Source organism: Pseudomonas sp. KCJK9000 (assembly GCF_046230725.1).
GTDB lineage: Bacteria > Pseudomonadota > Gammaproteobacteria > Pseudomonadales > Pseudomonadaceae > Aquipseudomonas > Aquipseudomonas promysalinigenes.
This window is the reverse complement of the sequence record NZ_JBJJLN010000048.1, coordinates 1-25,237: the sequence shown is the minus strand read 5'-3', so window position 1 is coordinate 25,237 and position 25,237 is coordinate 1. Positions and strand designations below refer to the sequence as shown.

General features: G+C 60.2%; 23 protein-coding genes, 4 tRNA genes and 2 pseudogenes. 20 read left to right on the top strand and 9 right to left on the bottom strand.

Annotated features, from left to right (window positions below):
- Window positions 1-37: 37 nt before the first annotated feature.
- Entirely contained in the window at window positions 38-892 is an 855-nt protein-coding gene (folD, locus tag ACK59H_RS18435; RefSeq protein ID WP_060476759.1) for a bifunctional methylenetetrahydrofolate dehydrogenase/methenyltetrahydrofolate cyclohydrolase FolD, read from the bottom strand.
- A gap of 270 nt (window positions 893-1,162) precedes the next feature.
- On the opposite strand from folD, the gene ACK59H_RS18430 reads away from it, so the two are divergent.
- The 11 genes from ACK59H_RS18430 (at window position 1,163) to ACK59H_RS18380 (ending at window position 10,904) form a co-directional block, all read left to right on the top strand.
- Window positions 1,163-1,239: transfer RNA gene (locus tag ACK59H_RS18430), tRNA-Arg, on the top strand.
- A gap of 35 nt (window positions 1,240-1,274) precedes the next feature.
- Window positions 1,275-1,350 (top strand) — tRNA-His (locus ACK59H_RS18425).
- Window positions 1,351-1,405: 55 nt separating this feature from the next.
- A tRNA-Leu gene (locus ACK59H_RS18420) sits at window positions 1,406-1,490 on the top strand.
- Between the two features lie 44 nt (window positions 1,491-1,534).
- A tRNA-His gene (locus ACK59H_RS18415) sits at window positions 1,535-1,610 on the top strand.
- A gap of 263 nt (window positions 1,611-1,873) precedes the next feature.
- Window positions 1,874-2,173, top strand: coding sequence for a DUF6388 family protein (locus ACK59H_RS18410; protein WP_060476760.1), 300 nt, complete (start codon window positions 1,874-1,876; stop codon window positions 2,171-2,173).
- Window positions 2,174-2,423: 250 nt separating this feature from the next.
- Window positions 2,424-3,737, top strand: a complete 1,314-nt coding sequence (gene tig / locus ACK59H_RS18405) for a trigger factor (RefSeq protein WP_060476761.1) — start codon at window positions 2,424-2,426, stop codon at window positions 3,735-3,737.
- A 91-nt stretch (window positions 3,738-3,828) separates the two neighbouring features.
- Window positions 3,829-4,470 (top strand): ATP-dependent Clp endopeptidase proteolytic subunit ClpP, encoded by a 642-nt coding sequence (clpP, locus tag ACK59H_RS18400; RefSeq protein ID WP_009683825.1) that lies wholly within the window; start codon window positions 3,829-3,831, stop codon window positions 4,468-4,470.
- Window positions 4,471-4,578: 108 nt separating this feature from the next.
- The gene (clpX, locus tag ACK59H_RS18395; RefSeq protein WP_060476762.1) at window positions 4,579-5,862 is read left to right on the top strand and encodes an ATP-dependent Clp protease ATP-binding subunit ClpX; all 1,284 of its coding nucleotides are present in this window, start codon (window positions 4,579-4,581) and stop codon (window positions 5,860-5,862) included.
- Between the two features lie 165 nt (window positions 5,863-6,027).
- A complete protein-coding gene (gene lon / locus ACK59H_RS18390) occupies window positions 6,028-8,424 on the top strand; it encodes an endopeptidase La (RefSeq protein ID WP_060476763.1) in 2,397 nt (798 codons plus the stop codon).
- Between the two features lie 152 nt (window positions 8,425-8,576).
- Window positions 8,577-8,849, top strand: coding sequence for a nucleoid-associated protein HU-beta (hupB, locus tag ACK59H_RS18385; RefSeq protein ID WP_060476764.1), 273 nt, complete (start codon window positions 8,577-8,579; stop codon window positions 8,847-8,849).
- A gap of 183 nt (window positions 8,850-9,032) precedes the next feature.
- On the top strand, window positions 9,033-10,904 hold the full coding sequence (locus ACK59H_RS18380) for a SurA N-terminal domain-containing protein (RefSeq protein WP_060476765.1): 1,872 nt from the start codon (window positions 9,033-9,035) through the stop codon (window positions 10,902-10,904).
- 95 nt (window positions 10,905-10,999) lie between these two features.
- Here the strand turns inward: ACK59H_RS18380 and ACK59H_RS18375 are convergent, their stop codons facing one another.
- A complete protein-coding gene (locus ACK59H_RS18375) occupies window positions 11,000-12,040 on the bottom strand; it encodes a patatin-like phospholipase family protein (RefSeq protein ID WP_060476766.1) in 1,041 nt (346 codons plus the stop codon).
- Window positions 12,041-12,205: 165 nt separating this feature from the next.
- Between ACK59H_RS18375 and ACK59H_RS18370 the strand changes: the two genes are divergently transcribed.
- From ACK59H_RS18370 to ACK59H_RS18360, 3 genes are all read left to right on the top strand, one after another.
- Entirely contained in the window at window positions 12,206-12,484 is a 279-nt protein-coding gene (locus ACK59H_RS18370; RefSeq protein WP_060476767.1) for a hypothetical protein, read from the top strand.
- A gap of 14 nt (window positions 12,485-12,498) precedes the next feature.
- Window positions 12,499-13,278, top strand: coding sequence for a CHAD domain-containing protein (locus ACK59H_RS18365; RefSeq protein ID WP_060476768.1), 780 nt, complete (start codon window positions 12,499-12,501; stop codon window positions 13,276-13,278).
- A 75-nt stretch (window positions 13,279-13,353) separates the two neighbouring features.
- Window positions 13,354-14,151, top strand: coding sequence for an acyl-CoA thioesterase II (locus tag ACK59H_RS18360; protein ID WP_060476769.1), 798 nt, complete (start codon window positions 13,354-13,356; stop codon window positions 14,149-14,151).
- A gap of 3 nt (window positions 14,152-14,154) precedes the next feature.
- Here ACK59H_RS18360 and ACK59H_RS18355 read toward each other — a convergent pair whose 3' ends face one another.
- The 4 genes and pseudogenes from ACK59H_RS18355 to ACK59H_RS18340 all read right to left on the bottom strand — a co-directional run bounded on the left by ACK59H_RS18355 (window position 14,155) and on the right by ACK59H_RS18340 (window position 16,963).
- Window positions 14,155-14,523 (bottom strand): Mpo1-like protein, encoded by a 369-nt coding sequence (locus tag ACK59H_RS18355; RefSeq protein ID WP_060476770.1) that lies wholly within the window; start codon window positions 14,521-14,523, stop codon window positions 14,155-14,157.
- Window positions 14,524-14,598: 75 nt separating this feature from the next.
- On the bottom strand, window positions 14,599-15,354 hold the full coding sequence (locus tag ACK59H_RS18350; RefSeq protein ID WP_409264757.1) for a methyl-accepting chemotaxis protein: 756 nt from the start codon (window positions 15,352-15,354) through the stop codon (window positions 14,599-14,601).
- Between the two features lie 114 nt (window positions 15,355-15,468).
- Window positions 15,469-15,621 (bottom strand): annotated as a pseudogene (locus ACK59H_RS18345) (HAMP domain-containing protein); the annotation flags it as partial.
- A gap of 544 nt (window positions 15,622-16,165) precedes the next feature.
- Window positions 16,166-16,963: a TatD family hydrolase gene (locus ACK59H_RS18340; protein WP_060476772.1), complete on the bottom strand. Its 798-nt coding sequence runs from the start codon at window positions 16,961-16,963 to the stop codon at window positions 16,166-16,168.
- 158 nt (window positions 16,964-17,121) lie between these two features.
- Here ACK59H_RS18340 and ACK59H_RS18335 point away from each other — a divergent pair, with 158 nt between their 5' ends.
- From ACK59H_RS18335 to greB, 3 genes are all read left to right on the top strand, one after another.
- A complete protein-coding gene (locus tag ACK59H_RS18335; protein WP_060476773.1) occupies window positions 17,122-18,534 on the top strand; it encodes a transglycosylase SLT domain-containing protein in 1,413 nt (470 codons plus the stop codon).
- A 191-nt stretch (window positions 18,535-18,725) separates the two neighbouring features.
- Window positions 18,726-19,034 carry a hypothetical protein gene (locus ACK59H_RS18330; protein WP_060476774.1) on the top strand — a complete coding sequence of 103 codons (309 nt, stop codon included), beginning with the start codon at window positions 18,726-18,728 and terminating at the stop codon, window positions 19,032-19,034.
- An 11-nt stretch (window positions 19,035-19,045) separates the two neighbouring features.
- Window positions 19,046-19,534, top strand: coding sequence for a transcription elongation factor GreB (gene greB, locus ACK59H_RS18325; RefSeq protein WP_060476775.1), 489 nt, complete (start codon window positions 19,046-19,048; stop codon window positions 19,532-19,534).
- Between the two features lie 51 nt (window positions 19,535-19,585).
- Here greB and ACK59H_RS18320 read toward each other — a convergent pair whose 3' ends face one another.
- Complete coding sequence (locus ACK59H_RS18320) at window positions 19,586-22,093, bottom strand: FtsX-like permease family protein (RefSeq protein ID WP_060476776.1); 2,508 nt, start codon at window positions 22,091-22,093, stop codon at window positions 19,586-19,588.
- Window positions 22,093-22,775: pseudogene (locus tag ACK59H_RS18315) on the bottom strand (ABC transporter ATP-binding protein). The gene ACK59H_RS18320 and the pseudogene ACK59H_RS18315 overlap by 1 nt, the downstream one beginning before the upstream one ends.
- 10 nt (window positions 22,776-22,785) lie before the next feature.
- Here ACK59H_RS18315 and ACK59H_RS18310 point away from each other — a divergent pair.
- From ACK59H_RS18310 to ACK59H_RS18300, 3 genes are all read left to right on the top strand, one after another.
- The gene (locus tag ACK59H_RS18310) at window positions 22,786-23,391 is read left to right on the top strand and encodes an arylesterase (RefSeq protein ID WP_409264756.1); all 606 of its coding nucleotides are present in this window, start codon (window positions 22,786-22,788) and stop codon (window positions 23,389-23,391) included.
- Window positions 23,392-23,449: 58 nt separating this feature from the next.
- On the top strand, window positions 23,450-23,731 hold the full coding sequence (locus ACK59H_RS18305) for a hypothetical protein (protein ID WP_060476779.1): 282 nt from the start codon (window positions 23,450-23,452) through the stop codon (window positions 23,729-23,731).
- A 130-nt stretch (window positions 23,732-23,861) separates the two neighbouring features.
- Window positions 23,862-24,839: a L,D-transpeptidase family protein gene (locus tag ACK59H_RS18300; RefSeq protein WP_060476780.1), complete on the top strand. Its 978-nt coding sequence runs from the start codon at window positions 23,862-23,864 to the stop codon at window positions 24,837-24,839.
- A gap of 127 nt (window positions 24,840-24,966) precedes the next feature.
- Here ACK59H_RS18300 and ACK59H_RS18295 read toward each other — a convergent pair whose 3' ends face one another.
- Window positions 24,967-25,218: an Lpp/OprI family alanine-zipper lipoprotein gene (locus tag ACK59H_RS18295; protein ID WP_003250288.1), complete on the bottom strand. Its 252-nt coding sequence runs from the start codon at window positions 25,216-25,218 to the stop codon at window positions 24,967-24,969.
- Window positions 25,219-25,237 lie beyond the last annotated feature (19 nt).

The window sequence follows — 25,237 nt, the reverse complement described above, 5'->3', positions numbered from 1 at the left end:
GGCACCTGCCTGAGGTGCCGTTATCATTTGCGCGGTGTTACTTGTGCAGCACTTCGGCTGCGTACAGCGTGTTTTCCAGCAGGCACGCGCGGGTCATGGGGCCAACGCCACCTGGAACCGGTGTGATCCAGCCAGCGCGTGGCAGCGCTGTTTCGTAGACCACGTCGCCGACCAGCTTGCCATCTTCCTGGCGGTTGATGCCGACGTCGATGACGATGGCGCCTTCTTTGATCCACTCACCCTTCACCAGGCCAGGTTTGCCCGCAGCCACCACCACTAGGTCGGCACGGCCAACGTGGCCGGCCAGGTCCTTGGTGAAACGGTGGCAGACGGTTACGGTGCAGCCACCGAGCAAAAGCTCCATGGCCATCGGACGGCCCACGATGTTGGAAGCACCGACGATGACCGCGTTCATGCCGTACAAGTCTTGCCCGGTGCTTTCGAGCAGGGTCATGATGCCTTTGGGCGTGCAGGGGCGCAGCAGCGGAATGCGCTGAGCCAGGCGACCGATGTTGTAAGGGTGGAAGCCGTCGACGTCTTTGTCGGGGCGGATGCGCTCGAGCAGCAGCGAAGCATCCAGATGCGCCGGCAGCGGCAGTTGCAGCAGGATACCATCGACGGCCGGGTCGTCGTTGAGGCGGTCGATCAGCTCGGTCAGCGCTTGCTGCGTGGTCGCGCTGGGCAGGTCGAATGCCTGGGAGATGAAACCGACCTCTTCGCAGTCCTTGCGTTTGTGCGAGACATAGACTTGGGAGGCGGGGTCGGTGCCGACCAGGATCACAGCCAGGCCCGGCGTGCGAAGGCCTTGCTGGCGACGCTCCTCGACACGTTGAGCGATCTGCTTGCGCAGGTTGGCGGCGATCGCCTTGCCATCGATTAGGTGTGCAGTCATAGACGCGTGATTAACCATCGAGAAAGGAACAATAAAGAGGGCGCATTCTCGCACGTCATCGCTAAAGGGCAAAGGCGAGTGGTCGGCCAAATGCCCTAAGCCCTTAAATAATTTAAATTTTTTCGATAAAGGTGTTGACGGCCCTGAAGCTCGCCTATAAGATTCGCCGCACTTGTCGGGCACTGCCTAGCACTGGTTGGCGAAGTCGGGCAGAATGAGCGATTTAGCAGTTACCTGTTAAGGCCTCGTTCGGTTAGGCTTTAAGCTTAAGCGCCCGTAGCTCAGCTGGATAGAGCATCCGCCTTCTAAGCGGATGGTCGCAGGTTCGAGTCCTGCCGGGTGCGCCATTTAGGCAGCTTAGGCAAGCAAGTAAGGCAATATGGTGGGCGTAGCTCAGTTGGTAGAGCGCTGGATTGTGATTCCAGTTGTCGTGGGTTCGATTCCCATCGTCCACCCCATATTCGACGAGGGCGCTTTGATTGAACGATCTGGCGCCTTTGTTTTAAGCGTTACGCGGACGTGGTGAAATTGGTAGACACACTGGATTTAGGTTCCAGCGGCGCAAGCTGTAAGAGTTCGAGTCTCTTCGTCCGCACCATGCTTCTTTAAAGCAGCACCGCAACATTGCAGCACCGCAACATGGTGGGCGTAGCTCAGTTGGTAGAGCGCTGGATTGTGATTCCAGTTGTCGTGGGTTCGATTCCCATCGTCCACCCCATATTTTTTCGAAGGCGCCTTGATCGTGAGATCGGGCGCCTTTGTTGTTTCTGTCGTGTACATGCATCGAGCAAGGTAGTGCCTGCAAGGTCGAGCGGATGCCGTGCGGTGCTGGTTCCCGCTGTCGCCAAGGCTTCAATGGTGAGCTGCGCGGCCATCATCAAGAACTGTCCCTTGCAATCCTCTGGTGGCACCCCAATAAAAGCTGTTAGATTTCAGCCGGTTGAAACGCCGGCCCGGATTTGGCTGGCAGAGGAATGATCAATGATTGCAAAAGAAGCCCGCCAGGCCCTGGCACTGCAGCGCTTCGCTGAGGCTAATCCGCAACTGCTCGAGGAAATTCGCGAGCTGGATGCGCGTGAGCAGGCCCAGCAGATTGAGTGGGCATTCGAGGATGCCGCTGATGAGCAAGGGGTTCAGCCTTGGGAGCTGGCGTTGCAGTTGATCGCCGAAAGCCCCGAGCAGTTGCAGGCCATGCGCCTGGAGACTCATCGGGAGGTGGCTGAAGCCTTGGGCATGGAATGGGAAGCGTACTGTCAGTTCAACGAGATCGACTCCGAATAGGGCGTCGTCGTTAATATACCGGCTGTTGTATCACAAGATATTTCGGCTGCGTGATGCCAGCGGGCGTTGCGCCGCCCTCTATATAAAGAGGCTTGGCACTTCATTGTGTGGGCCATGTAAGTCAATCGACCGGCGAGGTTTCCCGTCGTCCCGGGTGGGGTGACTTCTGGTGCGTGACTCACTAGAATGTTTGCCCTTGATTCTGGAGTCGGGCTATCGCCGGCTAACGTCTGTGCAACGAGGAATATCCATGCAAGTTTCTGTTGAAAACACTTCCGCTCTCGAGCGCCGCATGACCATCGCCGTTCCGGCCGAGCGCGTCGAGAACGAAGTCAACAAGCGTCTGCAACAGACTGCCAAGCGCGCCAAAGTCGCGGGCTTCCGCCCTGGCAAGGTGCCGATGAGCGTGATCCGTCAGCGTTTTGAAGCCGATGCCCGTCAAGAGGCTTTCGGTGACCTGGTCCAGGCTTCCTTCTACGAGGCCATCGTTGAACAAAAGCTGAACCCGGCTGGCGCTCCAGCTGTTGAGCCTAAATCGTTCGAGAAGGGCAAGGATCTGGAATTCGTTGCCATCTTCGAAGTGTTCCCAGAGTTCACCGTTGCTGGCTTCGACTCGATCAACGTCGAGCGCTTGAGCGCCGAAGTGGCCGATGCCGACCTCGACAACATGCTCGAAGTGCTGCGCAAGCAGAATACCCGCTTCGAGGCCGTTGAGCGCGCTGCGCAAAATGACGACCAGGTCAACATCGACTTCGTTGGCAAGATCGACGGTGAAGAGTTCGCCGGTGGTTCGGCCAAGGGTACTCAGCTGGTGCTGGGTTCCGGCCGCATGATCCCTGGCTTCGAAGATGGTCTGGTAGGCGCCAAGGCGGGCGAAGAGCGCGTTGTCAACGTGACCTTCCCTGAGGACTACCAGAACCTTGATCTGGCAGGTAAGGCTGCCGAGTTCACCATCACCGTGAACAGCGTGTCGGCCCCTGTGCTGCCAGAGCTGAACGAAGAATTCTTCGCCCAGTTCGGTATCAAAGAGTCGACCCTGGAAGGCTTCCGCACCGAAGTTCGCAAGAACATGGAGCGTGAACTGCGCCAGGCCATCAAGACCAAGGTCAAGAACCAGGTCATGGACGGTCTGCTGGCCGCCAACCCGATCGAAGTGCCGAAGGCGCTGCTGGAAAACGAAGTCAACCGTCTGCGCGTGCAGGCTGTTCAGCAGTTTGGTGGCAACATCAAACCTGAGCAACTGCCAGCTGAACTGTTCGAAGAGCAAGCCAAGCGCCGTGTGGTCCTGGGCCTGATCGTCGCTGAAGTGGTCAAGCAGTTCGAGCTCAAGCCTGACGAAGGCAAGGTTCGCGAAATGATCGAAGAAATGGCTTCGGCTTACCAAGAGCCTGAGCAGGTCATCTCCTGGTACTACAAGAACGACCAGCAAATGAACGAAGTTCGTTCGGTTGTGCTGGAAGAACAAGTTGTAGATACTGTTCTGCAGAAAGCGACTGTGACCGACAAGTCGGTCTCGTACGAAGATGCCGTTAAGCCAGCACAGGCTCCTGCCGCCGCTGAGTAACAGTCTTCTCTCGTAGGAAACCCCCACAAGCCAGCCTTCGAGCTGGCTTGTGCGTTATCAAGCCATGACTATTTGGGAGTGAGCGCAGGACATGTCCCGCAATTCTTATATTCAGCAGAGCTCTGACATCCAGGCCGCAGGCGGCCTGGTCCCGATGGTTATCGAGCAGTCCGCCCGTGGCGAACGTGCCTATGACATCTACTCGCGCCTGTTGAAGGAGCGAGTGATCTTCCTGGTTGGCCCGGTAGAGGATTACATGGCCAACCTGGTGGTGGCGCAGATGCTGTTCCTCGAAGCGGAAAACCCTGACAAGGATATCCATCTTTACATCAACTCGCCGGGTGGTTCGGTGACTGCAGGCATGTCCATCTACGACACCATGCAATTCATCAAGCCAGACGTCTCGACCATCTGCATCGGCCAGGCCTGCAGCATGGGTGCATTCCTCTTGGCCGCAGGTGCCAAAGGCAAGCGTCACTGCCTGCCCAACTCGCGCGTGATGATTCACCAGCCGCTGGGCGGGTTCCAGGGCCAGGCCACTGATATTGAGATTCACGCCCAGGAAATCCTCAATATCAAGGCACGCCTGAACGAGCTGCTGGCCTATCACACTGGCCAGGATCTTGAGACCATCAAGCGTGATACCGAGCGTGACAATTTCATGAGCGCCTCGCGCGCGGCCGAGTACGGCTTGATCGACTCGGTTTACGACAAGCGGCAGCTGGCGTCCTGATCCCAGGCGCCAGAGCAGGTGGGTGCATAGAGCGCCCACCTGCGGACTTGAAAAAGCCCGCAATTGCCTTCATCTTGTGTTGCAAGCCTACCGGATTGGATCGATCGAATGACTGACACCCGTAACGGCGAGGACAGCGGCAAATTGCTTTATTGCTCCTTCTGCGGCAAAAGCCAGCACGAAGTGCGCAAACTGATTGCCGGGCCCTCGGTATTTATCTGCGACGAGTGCGTCGACCTGTGCAACGACATCATCCGTGAGGAGGTGCAGGAAGCCCAGGCCGAGAGCAGCGCGCACAAATTGCCTTCGCCGAAAGAAATCAGCGGTATCCTCGACCAGTATGTGATTGGTCAGGAACGCGCTAAGAAGGTGCTGTCGGTAGCGGTGTACAACCACTACAAGCGCCTGAACCAGCGTGACAAAAAGGGCGACGAAGTCGAACTCGGCAAGAGCAACATCCTGCTGATCGGGCCTACCGGCTCGGGCAAGACCCTGCTCGCCGAAACCCTTGCACGCCTGTTGAACGTACCGTTCACCATTGCCGACGCCACCACCCTGACCGAAGCCGGTTATGTGGGTGAGGACGTTGAGAACATCATTCAGAAACTGCTGCAAAAGTGCGACTACGACGTGGAAAAAGCCCAAATGGGCATCGTCTACATTGACGAGATCGACAAGATTTCGCGCAAGTCGGACAACCCGTCCATCACCCGTGACGTCTCGGGTGAAGGCGTGCAGCAGGCGCTGCTGAAGCTGATCGAAGGCACTGTCGCTTCGGTTCCGCCTCAAGGCGGCCGCAAGCATCCGCAACAGGAATTTTTGCAAGTCGATACTCGCAACATCCTGTTCATCTGCGGTGGCGCCTTCTCTGGCCTGGAAAAGGTTATTCAGAATCGCTCCACCAAAGGTGGTATCGGTTTTGGCGCCGAAGTACGCAGCAAGGAAGAGGGCAAGAAAGTCGGTGAATCGCTGCGCGAAGTCGAGCCGGACGACCTAGTCAAGTTTGGCCTTATCCCTGAGTTCGTCGGCCGCCTGCCGGTGCTGGCGACCCTCGACGAGTTGGATGAGGCGGCACTGATACAGATCCTGACCGAGCCGAAGAACGCACTGACCAAGCAGTATGCCAAGCTGTTCGAGATGGAAAGCGTGGACCTCGAGTTCCGCACCGACGCGCTTAAGGCCGTCGCGCGCAGGGCTCTGGAGCGTAAAACTGGCGCTCGTGGCCTGCGTTCGATCCTCGAAGGCGTGTTGCTCGACACCATGTACGAAATTCCTTCGCAGAAGGATGTCAGCAAGGTAGTGATCGACGAGAGCGTCATCGAAGGCACCTCCCAACCGCTGATGATCTACGAGAGCAGCGAGCCGCAAGCCAAGGCCGCACCGGACGCCTGAGTCCAGGTCAACGCCGTGTGCTGGCAGCAAACGTGAAAGGGGCCTACGGGCCCCTTTCTGCTTTTCCTGCCCTAGCGCTTGTAATTTCCCAAGCCTGCCCCCACATTAGGTCCAAGCATCATTTCCACCGGTTTCCGGCCATAAGGCCGCTGTAGAGGCGAAATCATGAAGACCACCCTCGACTTGCCTCTTTTGCCATTGCGCGATGTTGTCGTCTATCCGCACATGGTTATCCCACTGTTCGTGGGGCGTGAGAAGTCTATCGAAGCCCTCGAAGCCGCGATGACGGGCGAAAAACAGATACTGCTGTTGGCCCAGAAGAACCCGGCTGATGACGATCCAGGCGAAGATGCTCTGTATCGAGTCGGTACCGTCGCGACCGTATTGCAACTGCTCAAATTGCCCGATGGTACCGTCAAGGTACTGGTCGAAGGCGAGCAGCGCGGTACAGTTGAGCGGTTCAACGAGGTAGAAGGGCACATTCGTGCCGAAGTTTCCCTGATCGATGAAGCCGATGCCGCCGAGCGCGAGTCGGAAGTCTTCGTGCGCACGTTGCTGTCGCAGTTTGAGCAATACGTGCAACTGGGCAAGAAAGTCCCAGCAGAAGTGCTGTCGTCGCTAAATAGCATCGAAGAGCCTGGTCGGCTGGTCGACACCATGGCTGCGCACATGGCGCTCAAGATCGAGCAGAAGCAGGAAATTCTCGAGATTGTCGACCTGCCGACCCGTGTCGAGCATGTGTTGGCCCTGCTGGATGCCGAAATCGATCTGTTGCAGGTCGAGAAACGCATCCGTGGCCGGGTCAAGAAACAAATGGAGCGCAGCCAGCGCGAGTACTATCTGAACGAGCAGATGAAGGCCATTCAGAAGGAGCTTGGCGATGGCGATGAAGGCCACAACGAAGTCGAAGAGCTGAAAAAGCGCATCGAATCCGCAGGCTTGCCCAAGGATGCCTTGGCCAAGGCCCAGGCCGAGCTCAACAAGCTCAAGCAGATGTCGCCGATGTCGGCCGAGGCGACCGTCGTCCGGTCGTACCTGGACTGGCTCGTTCAGGTGCCTTGGAAGGCCCAAAGCAAGGTGCGCCTTGACTTGAGCAAGGCCGAAGAGATCCTCGACGCCGACCACTACGGCCTGGAAGAGGTCAAGGAACGTATCCTCGAATACCTCGCTGTGCAAAAGCGAGTGAAGAAGATTCGCGGTCCTGTACTGTGCCTGGTCGGCCCGCCCGGTGTCGGTAAGACATCGCTGGCCGAGTCGATCGCTGCCGCAACCAATCGCAAGTTCGTGCGCATGGCCTTGGGTGGCGTGCGGGACGAGGCCGAAATTCGTGGCCACCGGCGAACTTACATCGGCTCCATGCCTGGCCGTCTGATTCAGAAGATGACCAAAGTGGGCGTACGCAACCCGCTGTTCCTGCTCGACGAGATCGACAAAATGGGCAGCGACATGCGTGGCGACCCGGCATCGGCGCTGCTGGAAGTGCTTGACCCCGAGCAGAACCACAACTTCAACGACCACTATCTGGAAGTCGATTACGACCTCTCGGACGTGATGTTCCTGTGCACCTCCAACTCGATGAACATCCCGCCGGCGCTGCTCGACCGTATGGAAATCATCCGCCTGCCGGGCTACACGGAGGATGAGAAGATCAACATCGCGGTCAAATACCTGACGCCCAAGCAAGTCAAGGCCAATGGTCTGAAGGCCGAAGAGCTGAGCATCGACGTCTCGGCAATTCGCGACATCATCCGTTACTACACCCGCGAAGCCGGTGTGCGGGGCCTTGAGCGTCAGATCGCCAAGGTCTGCCGCAAAGTGGTCAAGGAACATACCGGGCAGAAGCAGGTCAAGGTCAAGGTGACCAGCGATCAGCTCGAGCACTTGCTCGGCGTGCGCAAGTTCCGCTATGGCCTGGCTGAGCAGCAGGACCAGATTGGCCAGGTTACCGGCCTTGCCTGGACGCAGGTGGGTGGCGAACTGCTGACCATCGAGTCGGTAGTGATTCCAGGCAAGGGCCAGTTGATCAAAACTGGCTCACTGGGCGATGTCATGGTCGAATCGATCACCGCCGCGCAGACCGTCGTGCGTAGCCGTGCCCGCAGCCTGGGGATTGCTGCGGACTTTCACGAGAAGCATGACGTGCACATTCACATGCCTGAAGGTGCTACGCCCAAGGATGGCCCGAGCGCAGGCATCGGGATGTGTACCGCTCTGGTTTCTGCACTGACGCAAATTCCTGTGCGTGCCGACGTGGCCATGACTGGTGAGATCACCCTGCGTGGTCAGGTACTGGCCATTGGCGGGTTGAAGGAAAAACTGCTGGCTGCTCACCGCGGCGGGATCAAGACGGTGATCATTCCCGAGGAGAACGTTCGCGATCTGAAGGAAATTCCGGAAAACATCAAACAGGATCTTCAGATCAAACCGGTCAAATGGATTGACGAAGTCCTGCAAATTGCGCTGCAATACGCCCCGGAGCCCTTGCCAGACGTGGCTCCAGAGATTGTCGCCAAAGATGACAAGCGCGACGGCGATGCGAAGGAAAGAATCAGCACGCATTAGTAGTTTTTAACGGGGGGGCTTTCCTTGACAGTATTTTCGGGGCCTTGCTATAAAGCGGCACGCTATTGTCAACAGGCCACCCAGCGCACGTTTCATAAGCTTTTCAATACATACTTAGAAACATACTCAATAGAGACATAAGGGGACTTCGAGTGAACAAGTCGGAACTGATTGACGCTATCGCTGCATCGGCAGACATTTCCAAAGCCGCCGCCGGCAAAGCGCTGGACGCTGTGATCGACTCCGTGACTGGCGCCCTGAAAGACGGCGACGACGTCGTTCTGGTTGGCTTCGGTACCTTCTCGGTCAAAGAGCGTGCTGCGCGCACCGGCCGTAACCCGCAAACCGGTAAGGCTATCGAGATCGCCGCTGCCAAGGTTCCAGGCTTCAAGGCAGGCAAGGGCCTGAAAGACGCCGTCAACTAAGTCGTCTCTTTCAGCCGGGCCCGGCTTGGCCAGGTCCGATCACGCTGATGGCGGGTCGCAAACGTTCCCGCCTGACACGTTTGCTAAGAAAAGGCGCATCCTCGGATGCGCCTTTCTTTTATCAGGATTCTACCCACGCTCCGCGGTTGTCGTCGCAGTGGTACAGCCGTTTCTGGGGGACGCATGCTGCAAAATATCAGGGACAATTCACAAGGTTGGATTGCCAAAACCATCATCGGCCTGATCGTCGTATTGATGGCGTTGACCGGCTTCGAAGCCATTTTCAAAGCCGCCACCCACAGCCAGGATGCGGCCAAGGTGAACGGCTCAACCATCAGCCAGAACGAGCTGACCCAGGCCACTGACATGCAGCGCCGCCAGCTGATGCAACAGCTGGGCAAAGACTTTGACCCAGCACTGCTGGACGATAAGCTGCTGCGCGACTCGGCCCTCAAGGGCCTCATCGATCGCAAACTGCTGCTGCAGGGTGCCGAAGACGCCAAGTTTGCCTTCTCGGATGCCGCGCTTGATCAAGTCATCCTGCAGACACCGGAATTCCAAGTTGATGGCAAGTTCAGTGCCGATCGCTTCGACCAGGTCATCCGCCAGATGGGCTATGGCCGTATGCAGTTCCGCGAAATGCTCGGTGAAGAGATGTTGATCGGCCAGCTGCGCACCGGTATTGCCGGTAGCAGCTTCGTCACTGATCAGCAGGTCGATGCCTTCGCCCGCCTGGAGAACCAGACCCGTGACTTCGCCTCCCTGACCTTCAAGGCCAACCCGGCCGCGGTCAAGGTCAGCGACGAAGAAGTCAAGGCGCACTACGACCAGCACGCCAAAGAGTTCATGACGCCAGATCAGGTCGTGATCGACTACGTCGAGCTGAAGAAGTCGGCGTTCTTCGACCAGGTCAAAGTCACCGACGAAGAGCTCAAGGCGCAGTACGAGAAGGAAATCGCCAACCTCGCGGAGCAGCGCCGTGCCGCGCATATCCTCATCGAGGTCAACGACAAGGTCAGCGATGCCCAGGCCAAAGCCCGCGCCGATGAAATCGAGCAACGCCTGGCCAAGGGCGAAGACTTCGCCAAGCTGGCCAAGGAGTTCTCTCAGGACCCTGGCTCCGCCAGCAATGGTGGCGACCTGGGCTTTGCCGGCCCAGGGGTGTACGACCCGGCGTTCGAGGACGCGCTGTACAAGCTCAAAGACGGCCAGGTATCGGCTCCGGTGCGAACCGAGTTCGGGTATCACCTGATCAAGCTCCTTGGCAAGCAGGCGCCAGAGGTGCCGAGCTTCGCCAGCCTCAAGGACAAACTGACTCGCGACCTGAAGACACCGCTGGTCGAGCAGCGCTACGTCGATGCCAGCAAGCAGCTGCAGGATGCTGCGTACGAGGCGTCCGACCTGGCCCAGCCTGCCCAGGACCTCAATCTGAAGGTACACACCTCGGCCCCGTTCGGTCGTGAAGGCGGCGAGGGCATCACTGCCAACCGTGGCGTGATCCAGGCAGCGTTCTCCGAGGAGGTCATGGATGAAGGTGCCAACAGCACCGCCATCGAGCTCGACCCGGAAACCACCGTGGTGCTGCGAGTCAAAGAGCACCGCAAGCCAGAGCAGCTACCGCTGGACGCTGTGGCCAAGAACATTCGCGAGCATCTGGCCAAGGAGAAGGCAACTGCCGAACTCAAGGCCAAGGCCGACAAGCTGATTGCAGGTCTGCGCGACGGTTCGATCACGGCCGCCGGTGCCCACGATGGCGAGCAGTGGAAAACCTACGAGGCAGTAACCCGCAGCCAGGACGGTATCGATCCGGCCGAGCTGCAGGCACTGTTCCGCCTGGCCAAGCCGCAGGCTAAGGATAAACCGGTGTACGGCAGTGTAGTCCTGGGCGACGGTAGCCTGGTGGTGTTGCAGCTCAAAGGCGTGAACGAGGGCGCTGCCGCCAGCGATGACGAGAAGCAGCAGATCCGCCGTTACCTGGCATCGCGTGCTGGCCAGCAGGACTTCGCGGCCTACCGCAAGCAGCTCGAAGGCGCTGCCGACATCACCCGCTACTGAGTGGTGTTTGCATCATGAAACAGGCCGCATCGAGCGGCCTGTTTCATTGGTGCAAGAAGAGGTTCAGTCACGCATAGACCAACGCCGCCTAGCCGCTAGCGTTTCTGGCCTTCGTAGTTATCCAGCGTGTCCCGCGCGATCTCCCGCCCCAGAGCGATCAATTCCGGCGCTTTGTAGAACTCGAAGAAACGGCATACCCGTTTCGGCACGTTGATCAGCACGTCTGGCGGGTAACCGGCGATCTTGTACTGCGCCAGTGACGTCTGCATCACTTCGAAACTCTGGTTGATCAGGTCAAGCAACGACGCAGGCCCGACGTTGTCGATGATGAACGATCCGGTCGCCGACTTGGGTGCACCTTCGCGCTCCGGCGCCGCAGCAGGCTGCTGTGCTTGCGGGGCGCCGCTATCGGCAAGCCACGGGTTGGGCGGTGCCAGCCCTTCGGCGACGATTTCCTTCTCGATGCGGATCAGTTCTTCGGCAGGTTTGCGGCGAAACGGCAGGCGTGACCCTAGTGAACTGAGCAGCGCATCGAAGCGCATCTTGAACGCTGGCGGCCGCTCGATCACCGGCAATTGGTACTGCTTCTGGTTGGTGGCGTTGAGGTTGACCGCAATGATCAGGTCGCAGTGGCTGGAGACCACCGGCACGATTGGCAGGGGGTTGAGGATGCCGCCGTCGACCAGCATGCGGTTACCCTGCATCACTGGGGTAAACAGGCTGGGAATCGCCGCCGAGGCCCGCATGGCCTGGTGCAGGCAACCTTCCTGGAACCAGATTTCCTGTTGGTTGGTCAGGTCGGCTGCTACGGCCGTGTAGGGAATGCGCAGCTGCTCGATGTTGATGTCGCCGACGATTTTGCGGATTTGCCCGAATACCTTGTCCCCGCGGATGGCCCCGAGGCGGAAGCTGACATCGACAAGGCGCAGCACGTCCAGGTAGTCCAGGCTTTCGATCCAATTACGGTATTCGTCGAGTTTGCCAGCGGCGTAGATCCCACCAATGACTGCGCCCATCGAGCAGCCGGCGATGCAGGCGATGTCGTAGCCACGCCGTTCGATTTCTTCGATAACGCCAATGTGGGCATAACCACGAGCGCCCCCCGATCCCAGTACCAACGCCACGCGTTTGCTCATGAGCTTTCCCCAGCTTGTGCAAGCATGGTCCTACAATGCACTGATCGCCGTCTATGCATCAATCCACTGTGCGCTGAACTACGCTACACAGAGCATAGCGAGCCGGGCACTTTTCAGTTGCACAGGCGTCGAAAAGCCACTCTTTTGATCTTCGAGGTAATACCGATGAAAGCCTGGATCTGCCTTCCTCTGATCGCCCTGGCCCTGGCGGGCTGCGCAGGTAAGACGGCCTACCGTGACAGCTGCGCGACCCAGCTCGATGCCGCGTGGAAGGAACTGGACCTGGCCAAGGCAGAGGGCTTTGCCGGTGCGGTGAGCTATTCCAAGGCGCTGTCATTGCTGACTGGGGCCAAGACCCAGCAACAATTCGAGGGCTATGAAAACTGCACCAACAAAGCCGAAAAAGCACGGTTCTATATTCGTGAGTCGCGCGCCGGGCGCTGATCAGGGAGCGCTATATGTCCGCCATGCTCGATCATGTCATTGCTCAGGTGCTGGCCTTGCAGGTGCGTTTGCTGGCCTGTCGTGAGCGTCTGGCTGCCGATACCGACAGCGAGGCGCTGCATGACCTGCGCACCACGCTGCGACGCCTGCGCAGTCTGTTGCGGCCCCTGCGGGGGCTGCCAGGCGTAGAGCAGCTGGAGGCGGCGGCCAAATCGCTGGGTGAATTGACCACACCGCTGCGCGATCGCGAAGTGTTGGCCGCCGAGCTTGGCCGGCGCGGCTTTGCCCAGGCAGGGCAACGTCGTCTGGAAGGCCGCTCTGCAACGTTTGCCAACGTGGCTGCCAGCGCGCAGTTGACTCGGGTGCTGGCGATCATCGATGCGTTTCCGTTGTTTCTGCGTGCGGCAGGTCGCGAAGGGTTGGCCAAGTCGCTGGATAAACGTATCGACAAGCGCTTGGTCAAGCAATGGCGCAAGCTGCTCAAGGCGCTGCGCGACCCAGCGCACGACCGCCATCGGGTGCGGCTGCTGATCAAGCGCGCGCGCTATGGCGATGAGGCTTATCCGCAACTCAATCACGCCGGTAAGCCACTTCGGCGCCTGTTGAAGAAGGCCCAGGGCGACCTTGGCGACTGGCATGACCGCTTGCAATGGCTGTTGCAGGCCAATGAGCACTCTGATTTGGCGCCGTGCGCCAGTGACTGGGAGCAAGAGTTGCACGAGGCTGAGCGCAGGGCGGATGTGACGCTGGGCGCCCTGCAATCGGCGCTCAAGCGCTTTAAGCCCGGCAAATGACCGATATGCGGGCTGATTGGTCGAAGTTTGCTGGCTAGTATTGGCGGACCATACGCAATAGCCAGGAGCCGGCCGATGAACTTCAATCAACTGCTCGATGCGGTGCGGGACACGTCCGATGCGCTCAGTATTGCGCCTGAATGGGCCCAGGGGCGTGCCGTGTTCGGTGGCCTGATGGCAGCGTTGGTGTACGAGCGCATGCGCGTGATGATCACCGATGGGCGCCCAGTGCGCTCGTTGGCCATCAGTTTCGTCGGCCCAGCGGCCCCCGACGTGCCCATCCGTTTCGAGGTCGAGGTGCTGCGCGAGGGCAAGGCGGTTAGTACGCTGCTGGGCCGTGCCGTGCAGAACGGCCAGGTTGTGACGCTGGTGCAGGGCAATTTCGGTGCTGGCCGGGCTTCGGTAGTCGACGTACCTGCTGCACCTGCCATTGCAATGAAGCCACTGGAAGAGTCTGCTCCAGAGCTGCCTTATATCAAGGGTGTAACCCCAGAGTTCATGCGCCATCTAGCCTTGCGCTGGGCGATTGGCGGCTTGCCGTTCAGTGGCAACGCCTCACGGCAAATGGGCGGTTGGGTACGCTTGCGCGATGTGCCCCCAGAACAGATCAACGAGGCGCATTTGCTGGCTTTGGTCGATGCTTGGCCACCGAGTGTTTTGCCATTGTTGAAGCAACCGGCTGCGGGCAGCACTTTGACGTGGACCATAGAGTTCATTCAACCGACACCTGAGCTTTCCACACTTGACTGGTGTCGTTACCACGTTGAAACCGAGCATGCGCGCGATGGCTATGGGCATGCCGCGGCATCCCTTTGGACAGCCCAAGGCCAATTGCTGGCCTTGAGCCGCCAGACAGTCACGGTGTTTGCCTGACCTTCAACGCCTGTGCTTGTGCCGCTCACGCCAAGCCTTCCACCAAGCGCCGCTAAGCACGAAACGTGGGAATGTAATGAACTGCTCGGTGAGTAGCCGCTGCACCGCATCTTTACGGTTGGCGAACGGCTCGGGTTGTTCCGTCTCCAGGCGGTGCCCGTGGCGCTGCAGCCCCAAGCCCGCGATGAGAGCAATGACCCCGACGGCGATTTGCCCCAGGTCGAGAGCGAACAGGCCGGACAGCACCAGCAGCGCACCCAGTATGAACAGCGGCACGGCAATCAAGTGCAAGACCAAGTTGGCCGGGTGCCGGTGATTGTGATGGTAGCCACGCCATTGCCAGGCGTGCAGATTGGGGAGTCGTTTGCTCATGGGCAGTTCCTCACGGTCATGCCCAAAGCTTAGTGCGGCCCAGCAAGCGGGGCCAATCGAAGCTGGCTATGGCGACTATAGCTTCAGCTGGCCGATAGCCCTGTTCAGTTCACTGGCCAGGGTCGCCAACTCGGTGCTGGTGGTTGCCGAGTCCACCGTCTGCTGCACGGTGTCTTCGGTCACGTCACGGATGCTCACCACCGCGCGGTTCATTTCCTCGGCCACTTGGCTTTGCTGCTCGGCGGCGACGGCAATCTGCGTGTTGCTTTCGCGCATCTGTGCCACCGCGCTGGTGATCTCGGCCAGCGCAGCACCGGCCTCCTGCGCCTGGCGAACACAGTTGTCGGCCTTGTATGAGCTCTCCTGCATGAACTCCACCGCGTCGCGGGTGCCAGCTTGAAGGTCGGTGACCATAAGGGTGATTTCATCCGTGGACGTTTGCACACGCTTGGCCAGGTTGCGCACCTCGTCGGCAACCACGGCAAAGCCCCGGCCCAGGTCACCTGCCCGGGCGGCTTCGATAGCGGCGTTGAGGGCCAGTAGGTTGGTCTGTTCGGCGATACTGTGAATGACGCCGACCACGCTGTTGATCTTCTGGCTGTCGTCGGCAAGCTGGCGGATCATTTCGGCGGTTTGCTGGACCCCGCTGGAGAGCCCGGAGATCGAATCCTGTACCCGGCTCACCACTTCCTTGCCGCCACCGGCTAGGGTGTCGGCTGTCTGCGACAAATCGCGCGTAGCGCCTGCATGCTGGGCAATATGGTGTACGGTGGCCGACATTTCGTTGATCGCCGTGGCGGCCTGGTCGGTTTCGCTCTGCTGGCCCAGCATGCCGTGGCGCACCTCACTCATGCTCGCGGCCAGGCGAGCAGCGCCGGAGTCCAACTGGGCGGCGGTGTGGGCGACGGTGCTGACCACGCGGTGGTAAGTGCATTGCATGGCGTTGAACGCGCCTGCCATCTGGCCCACCTCATCGCCGCTGGCCAGTGGCACACGGGCTGACAGATCTCCGGTTTTTTCAACGTGTAGCATCACGTCCTTGAGCGTGTTGAGCTGACTGAGCAGGAACCGGATCAACAACTGCGAGGCGGCAAGCATCGCCAGCATCAAAATGAGCACGCAGATCGCGTAGTTGCTGAAACGCTCGAGAAACACTTGGCGCAGGCTGGGTGCTGCGGCCAGCACGGCCAGTTGCTGGTCGCCACGGCGCAGCACCTGAGCGCCGCGCACTGGGTTGTCGCCGAGCACCCAAGCTGCCGGCAATGTTACCCAGCCTTGACCATTGGCCAGTGGTTGGAGGGGTTCGCCGCCATAGGTAGGCGTTTGGCCTGGCTGCCAGGAGATCAGGTTGGCCAGGGGGGGCAGGGATTGACCGGCAGGCCAGGCGGCCAGCAATTGGGCTTGCGCTTGCGCCTGAGCCTGGGCAGCGTCGGCGCGTGAGCGCTGCTCCAGGTGCACGGCATACAGTACCAGCAACAAGGTGGTAACGAAGGCCACTGCGTTGACGGCCCAGAATTTGTATTTCAGGGAAACATTGCTAAGCCAGGCACCCATGGGTAGGTCTTCTCTGAGTTGAGCGGGAACAATATTGGCAAGGTGCCAGTATTGTGCCCGTCAACATCGGACCAGGTCATGACCTGCATCAAGGAAGCTTGAAGAAAGCTTTGGCCGTCGCGCTGGTGTGGCTGGCGCAGTGTTCCAGGCTCTCGTTGCGATGCAGCGCCACCTCTCGTAACACCTCTGGCAGGAACGCCGGCTCGTTGCGACCGTTTTTCGGTTTGGGCCGCAGGCTGCGTGGCAGCAGGTAAGGTGCATCGCTTTCCAGCATCAGGCGCCCCTGGGCAATGTTGCCTACCAATGCATGCAGGTGAGTTCCGCGGCGCTCGTCACAGATCCAACCGGTGATGCCGATGTGCAGGTCCATGTCCAAGTAAGCGAACAACGCCTCACGTTCGCCAGTAAAGCAGTGCACCACAGCAGCGGGCAGATGGTCCCGATAATCCTTGAGAATGGCCAGCAGGCGGTCGCTGGCATCACGCTCGTGCAGAAATACTGGCAAGCGCAGTTCGGCCGCTAGCGCCAACTGGGCTTCTAGAGCCTTTTCCTGCAGAGGGCGGGGAGAGAAATCACGATTGAAATCCAGCCCGCATTCGCCGACGGCACGCACGCGTGCCTCCCCTAAAAGCTGGCGTAATCGGCGCTCGCTGTTGCCGTCCCAGGACTGGGCGTCGTGCGGATGTACCCCGGCGGTGGCGAACAAGTGCTGGGCGTCGCCGTCAAGCTCCTGGCAAAGCTGCAGCACCTGCTCGCTGACCTGCAGGCTGGTGCCAGTGAGCACCATCTGCATCACGCCGGCTTCGATGGCACGCTCGACGACGGCCGCCTGCTGGTCGTGGAAACTGCTGTTGGTCAGGTTGACGCCGATATCGATCAATTGCATGGTGCTACCTCGTCCCGCGGGGCGGCCAGCATAGCAAAAAGCGTGATATTCGGTAAAAAACTCAGAACTTCAGGCATTTGCAAAGGTCTTTTACGGTCATTTCTTATGATTACGTATCCCACCATGGCTATCGCCCATCGAGCTCGGACAAGATCTGCATGTTGCGCTCGCTGCTGATCCTGCTGCTGATGCTAGGGCTTGGGTTGACCACTGCAGGCCCGGTCTACGCGCGGCTCCCAGGGCCGCAGCAGAGCGTGCCGGTTAACCCGGCCCGTGACCTGCAGCAGATTCGTGCCACTAAGGTGTTGCGGGTGCTGGTCAACCAGAGCCGCAACAGTTCTGGAGAGGTCAAGGGCGAGCCGGTGGGTATCGAGTATTACCGTCTACGCGGGTTGGACCATTTTCTCAATGCTCGGGCCGGTGATGGCCAGCAGATCCGCTTGAAAATCATCCCGCGAGCCAAGGAACAACTGCTAGGAGCCCTGCAGCGCGGCGAGGGCGACCTGGCTGCACCTGGCGAGTTACTCGACCCTGCACTAACAGGCGGGGTCAGCCGCAGTGCGCCAGTGGTCGACCAGGTGTCGCTGCTATTGGTAGGGCGCAAGGGCCAGCGCAGCTATACACGCGCCGAGCAGTTGTCCGGGCGCACTGTGGCATTGACCAGCGCCAGCGCTGCAGGGGCGGTGATCCAGCAGCTCAATCAACAGCTGGCGCTGCGTAAACGGGCGCCGATCAAGATCGAATGGGTCGATTCCACATTGGCGGTGGAAGATGTTCTGGAAATGGTCCAGGCCGGTATCTATCCCCTGACCGTAGTGGAGGGCCCGATCGCCCGGCGGTGGGCCAGAGTCATGCCAAAGCTGCGCCTGGATAACCGGGTGCAGTTGGGCCAGGCGCAGGCCATGCGCTGGTATGTGCGGCGTGACGCAGCGATGCTGCTGGCTGCGGTGGACCGCTTTCTTCAGGGTTATCGTGCCCCGGAAAACCAGGATGCCGCCTTCGAGCGAATTTACCGGCGCCAGTATCGCGTTCATAACCCCTTGGCGCATAAGGACCGTCAACGTCTTACTGCACTGCGTCCGGTATTGCAGAAGCATGGCCAGGCCCAGCAAATCGACTGGCTGAACCTGGCCGCGCTGGCCTTCAAGGAATCAACGCTTAACCCGGCCGCACGTGGCAGTGGTGGCGCGCATGGGTTGATGCAGATCACTCCGTCGGCGGCGCAACGGGTGGGGGTCAGCAACACCGGCACGGTGGATGGCAATGTTCAGGCCAGTGCGCGCTACCTGGCGCTGATCCGTCGAAAGTTCTTCTCCAGCCCGCACATCAACGAGCGCGAGCGCATGGCGTTCGTCCTGGCAGCCTACAACCTTGGCCCGGAGCGGGTTCAGGCCATGCGTGCCGAAGCCCGCAAACGTGGCCTCAATGGTAACCAGTGGTTCTTCCAGACCGAGCGCATCGCCATGGAGCAGGTCGGCATGGGGCCGGTCAACTTCGTCAATAGTGTCAACAAGTATTTCCTGGCGTTTAACCGCGAACGTAGAGCGCTTGAGCGCGTGGTCAGCCGCTGACAGGTCTGTTCTGTTTCACCATGGGGCTTGCAGCCGGCGGCTAGTCGCTCTAGCATACCGCCTGCGCCGATTTAAACAGCTACTTGCGGGGCGCAGGATCGGCCCCCGGCTCATCCGAAATACCGCTAAAGCGCTGGTTCGGTGACGCCTCCCACCGCTGCCCAGCGGGATTTGCGAGGCGGAGAATCTCCATGAGTTGCCCACGTACCAGTGTCTGTCTGAGCCCGTTGCCTGCCCATCAGGCTACTCGTACACCGCGCATTCTGCTCGGTGGCCAGCATCAGCCCACCCTTCTGCGCCATCTGGAAGGCTTGTCTCGTCGTAAAGGGCAAGCCCGGGCGTTTCTGATTCAGTTCACCGATGATGCGTGCCGGCTCGAGCAGTTCGGCAGCGACCGCTTCGATCTCGCTGTGATCCAAGCGCCCGCCCGCGAAGAGGCCGCCTATATTATTGGCCAACTGACTCGCATTGCCCGCCAAGGATTGATCACCCGACGCTGAGGAGCGCGCCGTTGAGCACCAATATCATCACTACAGAAGGCCACGCGGCCCTGAAGCAGGAGCTGGATCATCTGTGGCGGGTGTATCGGCCTGAAATCACCCAGAAGGTCGCATGGGCTGCATCGTTGGGGGATCGCAGCGAGAACGCCGACTACCAGTACAACAAGAAGCTGCTGCGCGAGATCGATCGTCGGGTCCGTTATCTGCGCAAGCGGCTGGAAGATGTCAAGGTTGTCGCTTACTCGCCTGAGCAGGAGGGCAAGGTATTTTTCGGCGCCTGGGTCGAGATCGAGAATGATGATGGCGAGGCCATGAATTTTCGTATCGTGGGGTACGACGAGATCTATGGTCGCAACGACTATATTTCGATCGACTCGCCCATGGCCCGCGCGTTGCTCAAGAAGGAGGAGGGCGATGAGGTTGTAGTGAATACGCCGACCGGCCCAGCCACGTGGTATGTCAATAACATCCGCTATGGGCAATCAGTTCAGTCCTCTTGAGCGCGCCTGAGGCCAGGGCGTGCGCCTCAGGTTTGCAGCAGTCTAGAGTTTTCAAGTTTCACGCAGCACTGCCAGGGGGCTGGCATTGAGCGCCCTGCGTGTTCCAAGCGTGCCTGCTCCGCCCACCAATATCGCCCCAAGCAACGGCAGCGCCAGCAGCCACAGGTGCGGGCTCCATTGCAGGTCGAACGCATAACGGTACAGCACCAGCGTGATCAGTTCGCAGCCGAGCGCCGCTAACGTGCCACTGGCGGCACCCAGCACACCGAACTCAATGCGCCGAGCCCTGACCAGTAACGGCCGCGAAGCCCCCAAGGCGCGGAGTAGGGCGCCCTGGCGAATCCGCTCATCAAGGGTTGCCTGCAAACCGGCGAACAGGACTGCAAGCCCTGCTGCGAGCACGAACAGCAATACATATTCGACGGCCAGGGTCACCTGGGCCAGGATGCTGCGCAGCTGCTCCAGAAGGGCGTCGACTTGCAGTATGGTCACGGCCGGGAAGGCCCGGGACAGTGCGACAACGTCCAGATCATGGCCGGCGGCCAGGTAGAAGCTGGTCAGGTAAGTAGTGGGCAGGCCCTGCAGGGTGCCAGGCTGGAAAATCATGTAGAAGTTTGGCTGAAAGCTGTCCCAATGGACGCTACGAAGGCTAGTGACCCGTGCCAGGCGTTGTTCGCCGCCTATATCGAAGGTCAGCAGGTCGTCCAGTTTCAGCTTGAGGCTGTTGGCCAGCTCGGCCTCGACCGATACCCCAGGGATTTCATCCCCCACCGGCAGTGCTCCCCACCAGTTGCCCGCGCTCAAGGTATTGCCTGCGGGCAGGTCGGCCGCCCAAGTCAGGCTGAGATCGCGTTGTACCGCCCGCTCGCCCGCGGACTCCTTGCTGACGATCTGTTGCACGGGTTGATCGTTGATCAGAATGAGCCTGCCTGGCGTCACCGGATACAGCGGCGCCGAACTGGCGTTGACCTCACGCAGGTGTTGGGCGAAGGGTTCACGGTCGGCGGGCAGGATATTCAGGGCAAAGTAATTGGGCGCGTCTTTGGGCAACTGCGCCTGCCAGGTGTCGAGCAGTTCTGCCCGTAGCAGCGCAACGAGCGCCATGGCCAGCAGGATCAGGCCAAAGGCCAGAGCTTGCCCGGCGGCTGCGGTGGGGTGGCGTAGCAACTGGCCTAAGCCCAGGCGCCAGGTCAGCGGTGCTCCGCCAAGCGCCCTGCGCAGGCTTCGCAAGCCAAGCAAGAGCAGGCCCCCAAGCAGCAACGCCGCGATCAGACCGCCCCCTAGCAGGGCGAAGGTTAGCAGCAGATCAAGGCTAAGACGCCACATGATCAACCCCAAGGCGAGCAGCGCTGCACCATACACTAACCAACTGCTGGGTGGGACCGGGAGCAGGTCACGGCGCAGTACCCGCAGAGGTGGCACCTGCCCGAGCGCCGCCAGTGGCGGTAAGGCAAAACCGGCCAGGGCCACAAGGCCGGTGGCGATGCCCGCCACGGCCGGAAGTGCGCCCCCTGCTGGCACTACGCTGGGCAGCAGGCCGTGCAACAGGCGGAACAAACCCAGTTGCGCAAGCCAGCCCAGGACAGCACCGGCTAAGGCGGCTATCAGGCCAAGAGTCGCCAACTGCAGGCAATACAGCCCCAGTGCCTGATGCCGCGACAGCCCCAAGCAGCGCAACAAGGCGCTGGCGTCCAGGCGGCGCGCTGCATAGCGGCTGGCTGAAAGCGCCACTGCAACGCCCGCCAGCAGCACGGCAACCAGGCTGGCCATGTTCAGGTACCGCTCGGCCTTGCCCAAGGCTCCGCCGATTTGCCGGTTGCCGTCGCGGGTATCGAGCAAGCGCTGGCTGGCCGCCAGGTTTGGCTCCACCGTCTGGCGGTATTGCGCAAGCGCCTGTGCATCACCGCGCCAGAGTTCGCGATAGGTAACCCGGCTGCCAGGCTGAATAACCCCAGTGGCCTGCAAGTCTGCCAGGTTCATCATCAGCCGCGGCGTGAGGCTGTAGAAGTTGTTGGCACGATCCGGTTCGTAGGTCAGGACCCGGCTGATGCTCAAAGTCTTCATACCGACGTCAATGCTGTCGCCGATCTTGAGCCCCAGCGCCGCCAGCAGACGTGGCTCGACCCAGGCTTCACCGGGTGCTGGGCCGCCGCCCACTGACTCCTCGGCGTATGGGGCGCCAGCGCTGCGCAGCTGGCCGCGCAGTGGATAGGCGCCGTCGGCTGCCTTGATACTCGAAAGCTGAATACCGGCATCGCCACCTACCACGCTGGTGAATTCCACGACCTGTGCGTGGCGCAAGCCTAATGCCTGCCCGGCGCTGAGCTGCACATCATTGGCAGGAGCACTGCCTTGCAGTACCAGGTCGGCGCCGAGAAACTCGCTGGCGCGCAATTGCATCGCGCCATTGAGGCGAGCACCGAAATAGCCGATGGCGGTACTGGCGGCGACTGCTACCACCAGTGCGAAAAACAGCACCCGGACCTCGCTGGCGCGGACGTCGCGCAACAGCTGGCGAAAGGCCAGGCCACACAGGCGGGGTAAGGGCATATGCTTCATCAGGCCTCCACCGGCGTTACCAAGTGGCCCGCCTCCAGGCGTATCTGGCGCCGGCAACGCCTGGCCAGGCGCTCGTCATGGGTGACCAGTACCAGTGTGGTGCCGCGTTCCTTGTTCAATTCGAACAATAGATCGCTGATGCGCTCTCCCGTATGGCTGTCGAGGTTGCCCGTGGGCTCGTCGGCGAACAGCACGGCCGGTTGTGCTGCGAACGCACGGGCGATGGCGACCCGTTGCTGTTCGCCGCCGGAAAGTTGCCGTGGAGTGTGGGTCAGGCGCTGACCAAGGCCCACCCGCTCCAGCAAGGTGCGCGCGTGGTCGCGGGCATCGCGCCGGCCGTCAAGCTCCAAGGGCAGCATCACATTCTCCAAAGCGTTGAGGCTGTCTAGCAATTGGAACGACTGGAAAACGAAGCCTACATGCTCGGCTCGCACCCTGGCGCGCTGGTCCTCGTCCAGGGGCCGAGGTCTTGCCCAGCCAGGATCACCTGCCCGGCACTGGGACGGTCCAGGCCGGCCAGCAGGCCGAGCAAAGTCGATTTGCCCGAACCCGAGGCGCCGACAATGGCCAGGCTGTCACCCTTGGCAAGGTTCAGGGACAAGGCATGCAGAATGGTCAGATCACCTTCCGCGCTGGGTACCACTTTGCTAAGGTTCTGAGCAACGAGAATACTGGGGCCCATGGAGAATCCAATGCGACTGTGGTGGTTGAGTGCCGGCTTGGCTCTGTATTGCCTGGGCCAAAGCGCGGCGGCGGGAACATTGCTGGTCGTCGGCGACAGTATAAGCGCCGGCGCTGGCCTGGATATCCGCCAGGGTTGGGTCTCTTTGTTGCAGACCCGGCTCAAGGCTGAAGGTTTCGACGATCAGGTGATCAATGCCTCGATCAGTGGCGACACCAGCGCAGGTGGTCAGGCGCGGCTGCCGGCGCTGCTTGCAGCTCACAAGCCTAACCTCGTGGTGCTAGAGCTGGGTGGCAACGATGGCTTGCGTGGGCAGCCTCCAGAGCAATTGCAACAAAATCTTGCCTCAATGATCGAAAGTGCCCGTCAGGCGGGCGCCAAGGTGGTGTTGCTGGGTATGCGCCTGCCCCCAAACTACGGCGTGCGTTACAACACCGCGTTTGCCAACGTGTATCAGCAACTGGCAACGCAAGAGCAGGTGGCCCTGGTGCCATTCTTCCTCGAAGGGGTGGGCGGTGTGCCGGGCATGATGCAGGCAGACGGCATCCATCCGGCGCAAGTGGCCCAGCAGCGCTTGCTGGAAAATGCCTGGCCGGTGATAAAACCCTTGCTGTGACGCTTTAAACGGGGGCGGCTTTCGGCTAATGTTGCGCCCCCTGTTTCGAGAGCCCCCGATGCCGCGTCCTGCCTGGTCCCTGTTCGCCTATCAACTGATCGAGCCAGATGAGCAGCTTGACCTGTTCGCTTGCCAGGAAGTTCGTGTTCACCTCGTGGCTCGTCAGCTCGAGCTTGGAGTGCCGGTCGACCGCACCTTGTGCGGTGGCTTGCTTCCTGCCCAACCACGGTGGTCTGGGGTGCCTCGCAGCATTTACCGTGACGGGCGTCTTTGCGATCTTTGCCGGGCCATCCTTGATGCCCAGCGCCGTGGCATGCGGCCGGTGTGGCCAGAGTTGTGAGTTGAACGGCTAGGCGTCACTGGCCACACCTTTCATCATTCGAAACGCTTGCAAGGCGCCAGCGCCTCCCGCTTGCAGCGAGGCGGGTGTACAATCGTGCCTCTTGATTACCTTTCGAAGGATTTACCGGATGTTGCCGCGCTTTCCCGCCGTCACCCGTTGCCTGTCCCTGGCCGCCCTGCTGGTAGCGGGCCCCGCTGTTGCGCTGGAACTGCCACTGCCACCACCGGGTGAAGACGTCGTTGGCCAAGTCCAGACCATCAAGGCCAAGTACGAGGATACATTTGCGGACATCGGTACCGCCAACGACCTTGGCTACCTCGAGATGATCGCCGCCAATCCGGGTGTCGACCCATGGCTGCCTGGCGCAGGCACCGAGATCATTCTGCCTACCCGCTTCATCCTGCCGCCTGGGCCGCGTGAAGGCATCGTCATCAATCTGGCCGAGTATCGTATGTACTACTTCCCGAAAGGGCAGAACGTGGTGCATACCTATCCGCTGGGTATCGGTCGCGAAGGCTGGGGCTCGCCAATCGCGTTGACCAAGATCATCGCCAAGACTCCGAACCCGACCTGGACGCCTCCGGCCTCGATTCGTGCCGAGCATGCCGCTGATGGCGACATTCTGCCAACCGTGGTGCCTGCCGGCCCTGACAACCCGCTAGGGCCCTTCAAGTTCACCCTAGGTGTACCGGGCTACCTGATCCATGGTTCGAACAAGAAGTTCGGTATCGGCATGCGTACCAGCCATGGCTGCTTCCGCATGTTCAACAATAACGTACTGGAACTGTCGAAAATGGTGCCGGTGGGTACGCCAGTGCGCATTATCAACGAGCCGTACAAGTTCGGCATCAGTGCCGGCAAGGTTTATCTCGAAGCGCACACGCCATTGGATGATAAGGGCAACCCATCGGTGGTCGACAAGCACACGGCCGTTATCAATGCCTTGCTCAAGCGTGAAGACTTGGCCAACAACCTGCGTATGAATTGGGACATGGTGCGTGACGTGGTTGCCGCAGAAGATGGCATGCCAGTGGAAATTGCCGTTCCGGTCAACAATCAGGGTGGGGCGCCTATGGTCTCGAGCATCCCTCCTGAGTTGCAGTGATACGCTCTACGTTCGCGACCCGTTCAGGTGTAAGGCCTGGTCGGGTCTTTAGGTTTCTTGCTGGCGATCAGGCAACAAAAAAGCCGACCCACAAGTGGGTCGGCTTCTGAACAATCCGTAAGGATTATTACTTGCGGCTGGCTTTGTCCAGCATACGCAGAGCGCGCTCATTGGCTTCGTCAGCGGTCTGCTGAGCCTTCTGAGCGGCAGCCATAGCGTCGTCAGCCTTACGGTAGGCTTCGTCAGCACGGGCTTGGGCGCGAGCTGCTGCGTCTTCAGTCGCAGTCAGACGAGCTTCGGTTTCTTTGGATACGCTGCTGCAACCGGTAGCCAGAACTGCGGCCAGAGCCAGAGCAGAGAATTTCAGAACGTTGTTCATCGTGTTCCCCTTCAAGGAC

Excerpts from the sequence above, each read along its gene's own strand:
- ACK59H_RS18340 (WP_060476772.1), bottom strand. The coding sequence starts at position 16,963 with ATGCAATTGATCGATATCGGCGTCAACCTGACCAACAGCAGTTTCCAC.
- ACK59H_RS18305 (WP_060476779.1), top strand. The coding sequence starts at position 23,450 with ATGCCGCGTCCTGCCTGGTCCCTGTTCGCCTATCAACTGATCGAGCCA.
- ACK59H_RS18375 (WP_060476766.1), bottom strand. The coding sequence starts at position 12,040 with ATGAGCAAACGCGTGGCGTTGGTACTGGGATCGGGGGGCGCTCGTGGT.
- clpP (WP_009683825.1), top strand. The coding sequence starts at position 3,829 with ATGTCCCGCAATTCTTATATTCAGCAGAGCTCTGACATCCAGGCCGCA.
- ACK59H_RS18410 (WP_060476760.1), top strand. The coding sequence starts at position 1,874 with ATGATTGCAAAAGAAGCCCGCCAGGCCCTGGCACTGCAGCGCTTCGCT.
- ACK59H_RS18300 (WP_060476780.1), top strand. The coding sequence starts at position 23,862 with ATGTTGCCGCGCTTTCCCGCCGTCACCCGTTGCCTGTCCCTGGCCGCC.
- tig (WP_060476761.1), top strand. The coding sequence starts at position 2,424 with ATGCAAGTTTCTGTTGAAAACACTTCCGCTCTCGAGCGCCGCATGACC.
- ACK59H_RS18320 (WP_060476776.1), bottom strand. The coding sequence starts at position 22,093 with ATGAAGCATATGCCCTTACCCCGCCTGTGTGGCCTGGCCTTTCGCCAG.
- ACK59H_RS18295 (WP_003250288.1), bottom strand. The coding sequence starts at position 25,218 with ATGAACAACGTTCTGAAATTCTCTGCTCTGGCTCTGGCCGCAGTTCTG.
- lon (WP_060476763.1), top strand. The coding sequence starts at position 6,028 with ATGAAGACCACCCTCGACTTGCCTCTTTTGCCATTGCGCGATGTTGTC.
- ACK59H_RS18335 (WP_060476773.1), top strand. The coding sequence starts at position 17,122 with ATGTTGCGCTCGCTGCTGATCCTGCTGCTGATGCTAGGGCTTGGGTTG.
- ACK59H_RS18330 (WP_060476774.1), top strand. The coding sequence starts at position 18,726 with ATGAGTTGCCCACGTACCAGTGTCTGTCTGAGCCCGTTGCCTGCCCAT.
- ACK59H_RS18310 (WP_409264756.1), top strand. The coding sequence starts at position 22,786 with ATGCGACTGTGGTGGTTGAGTGCCGGCTTGGCTCTGTATTGCCTGGGC.
- ACK59H_RS18360 (WP_060476769.1), top strand. The coding sequence starts at position 13,354 with ATGAACTTCAATCAACTGCTCGATGCGGTGCGGGACACGTCCGATGCG.
- ACK59H_RS18380 (WP_060476765.1), top strand. The coding sequence starts at position 9,033 with ATGCTGCAAAATATCAGGGACAATTCACAAGGTTGGATTGCCAAAACC.
- ACK59H_RS18365 (WP_060476768.1), top strand. The coding sequence starts at position 12,499 with ATGTCCGCCATGCTCGATCATGTCATTGCTCAGGTGCTGGCCTTGCAG.
- ACK59H_RS18355 (WP_060476770.1), bottom strand. The coding sequence starts at position 14,523 with ATGAGCAAACGACTCCCCAATCTGCACGCCTGGCAATGGCGTGGCTAC.
- ACK59H_RS18370 (WP_060476767.1), top strand. The coding sequence starts at position 12,206 with ATGAAAGCCTGGATCTGCCTTCCTCTGATCGCCCTGGCCCTGGCGGGC.
- clpX (WP_060476762.1), top strand. The coding sequence starts at position 4,579 with ATGACTGACACCCGTAACGGCGAGGACAGCGGCAAATTGCTTTATTGC.
- ACK59H_RS18350 (WP_409264757.1), bottom strand. The coding sequence starts at position 15,354 with ATGCTGGGCCAGCAGAGCGAAACCGACCAGGCCGCCACGGCGATCAAC.
- folD (WP_060476759.1), bottom strand. The coding sequence starts at position 892 with ATGACTGCACACCTAATCGATGGCAAGGCGATCGCCGCCAACCTGCGC.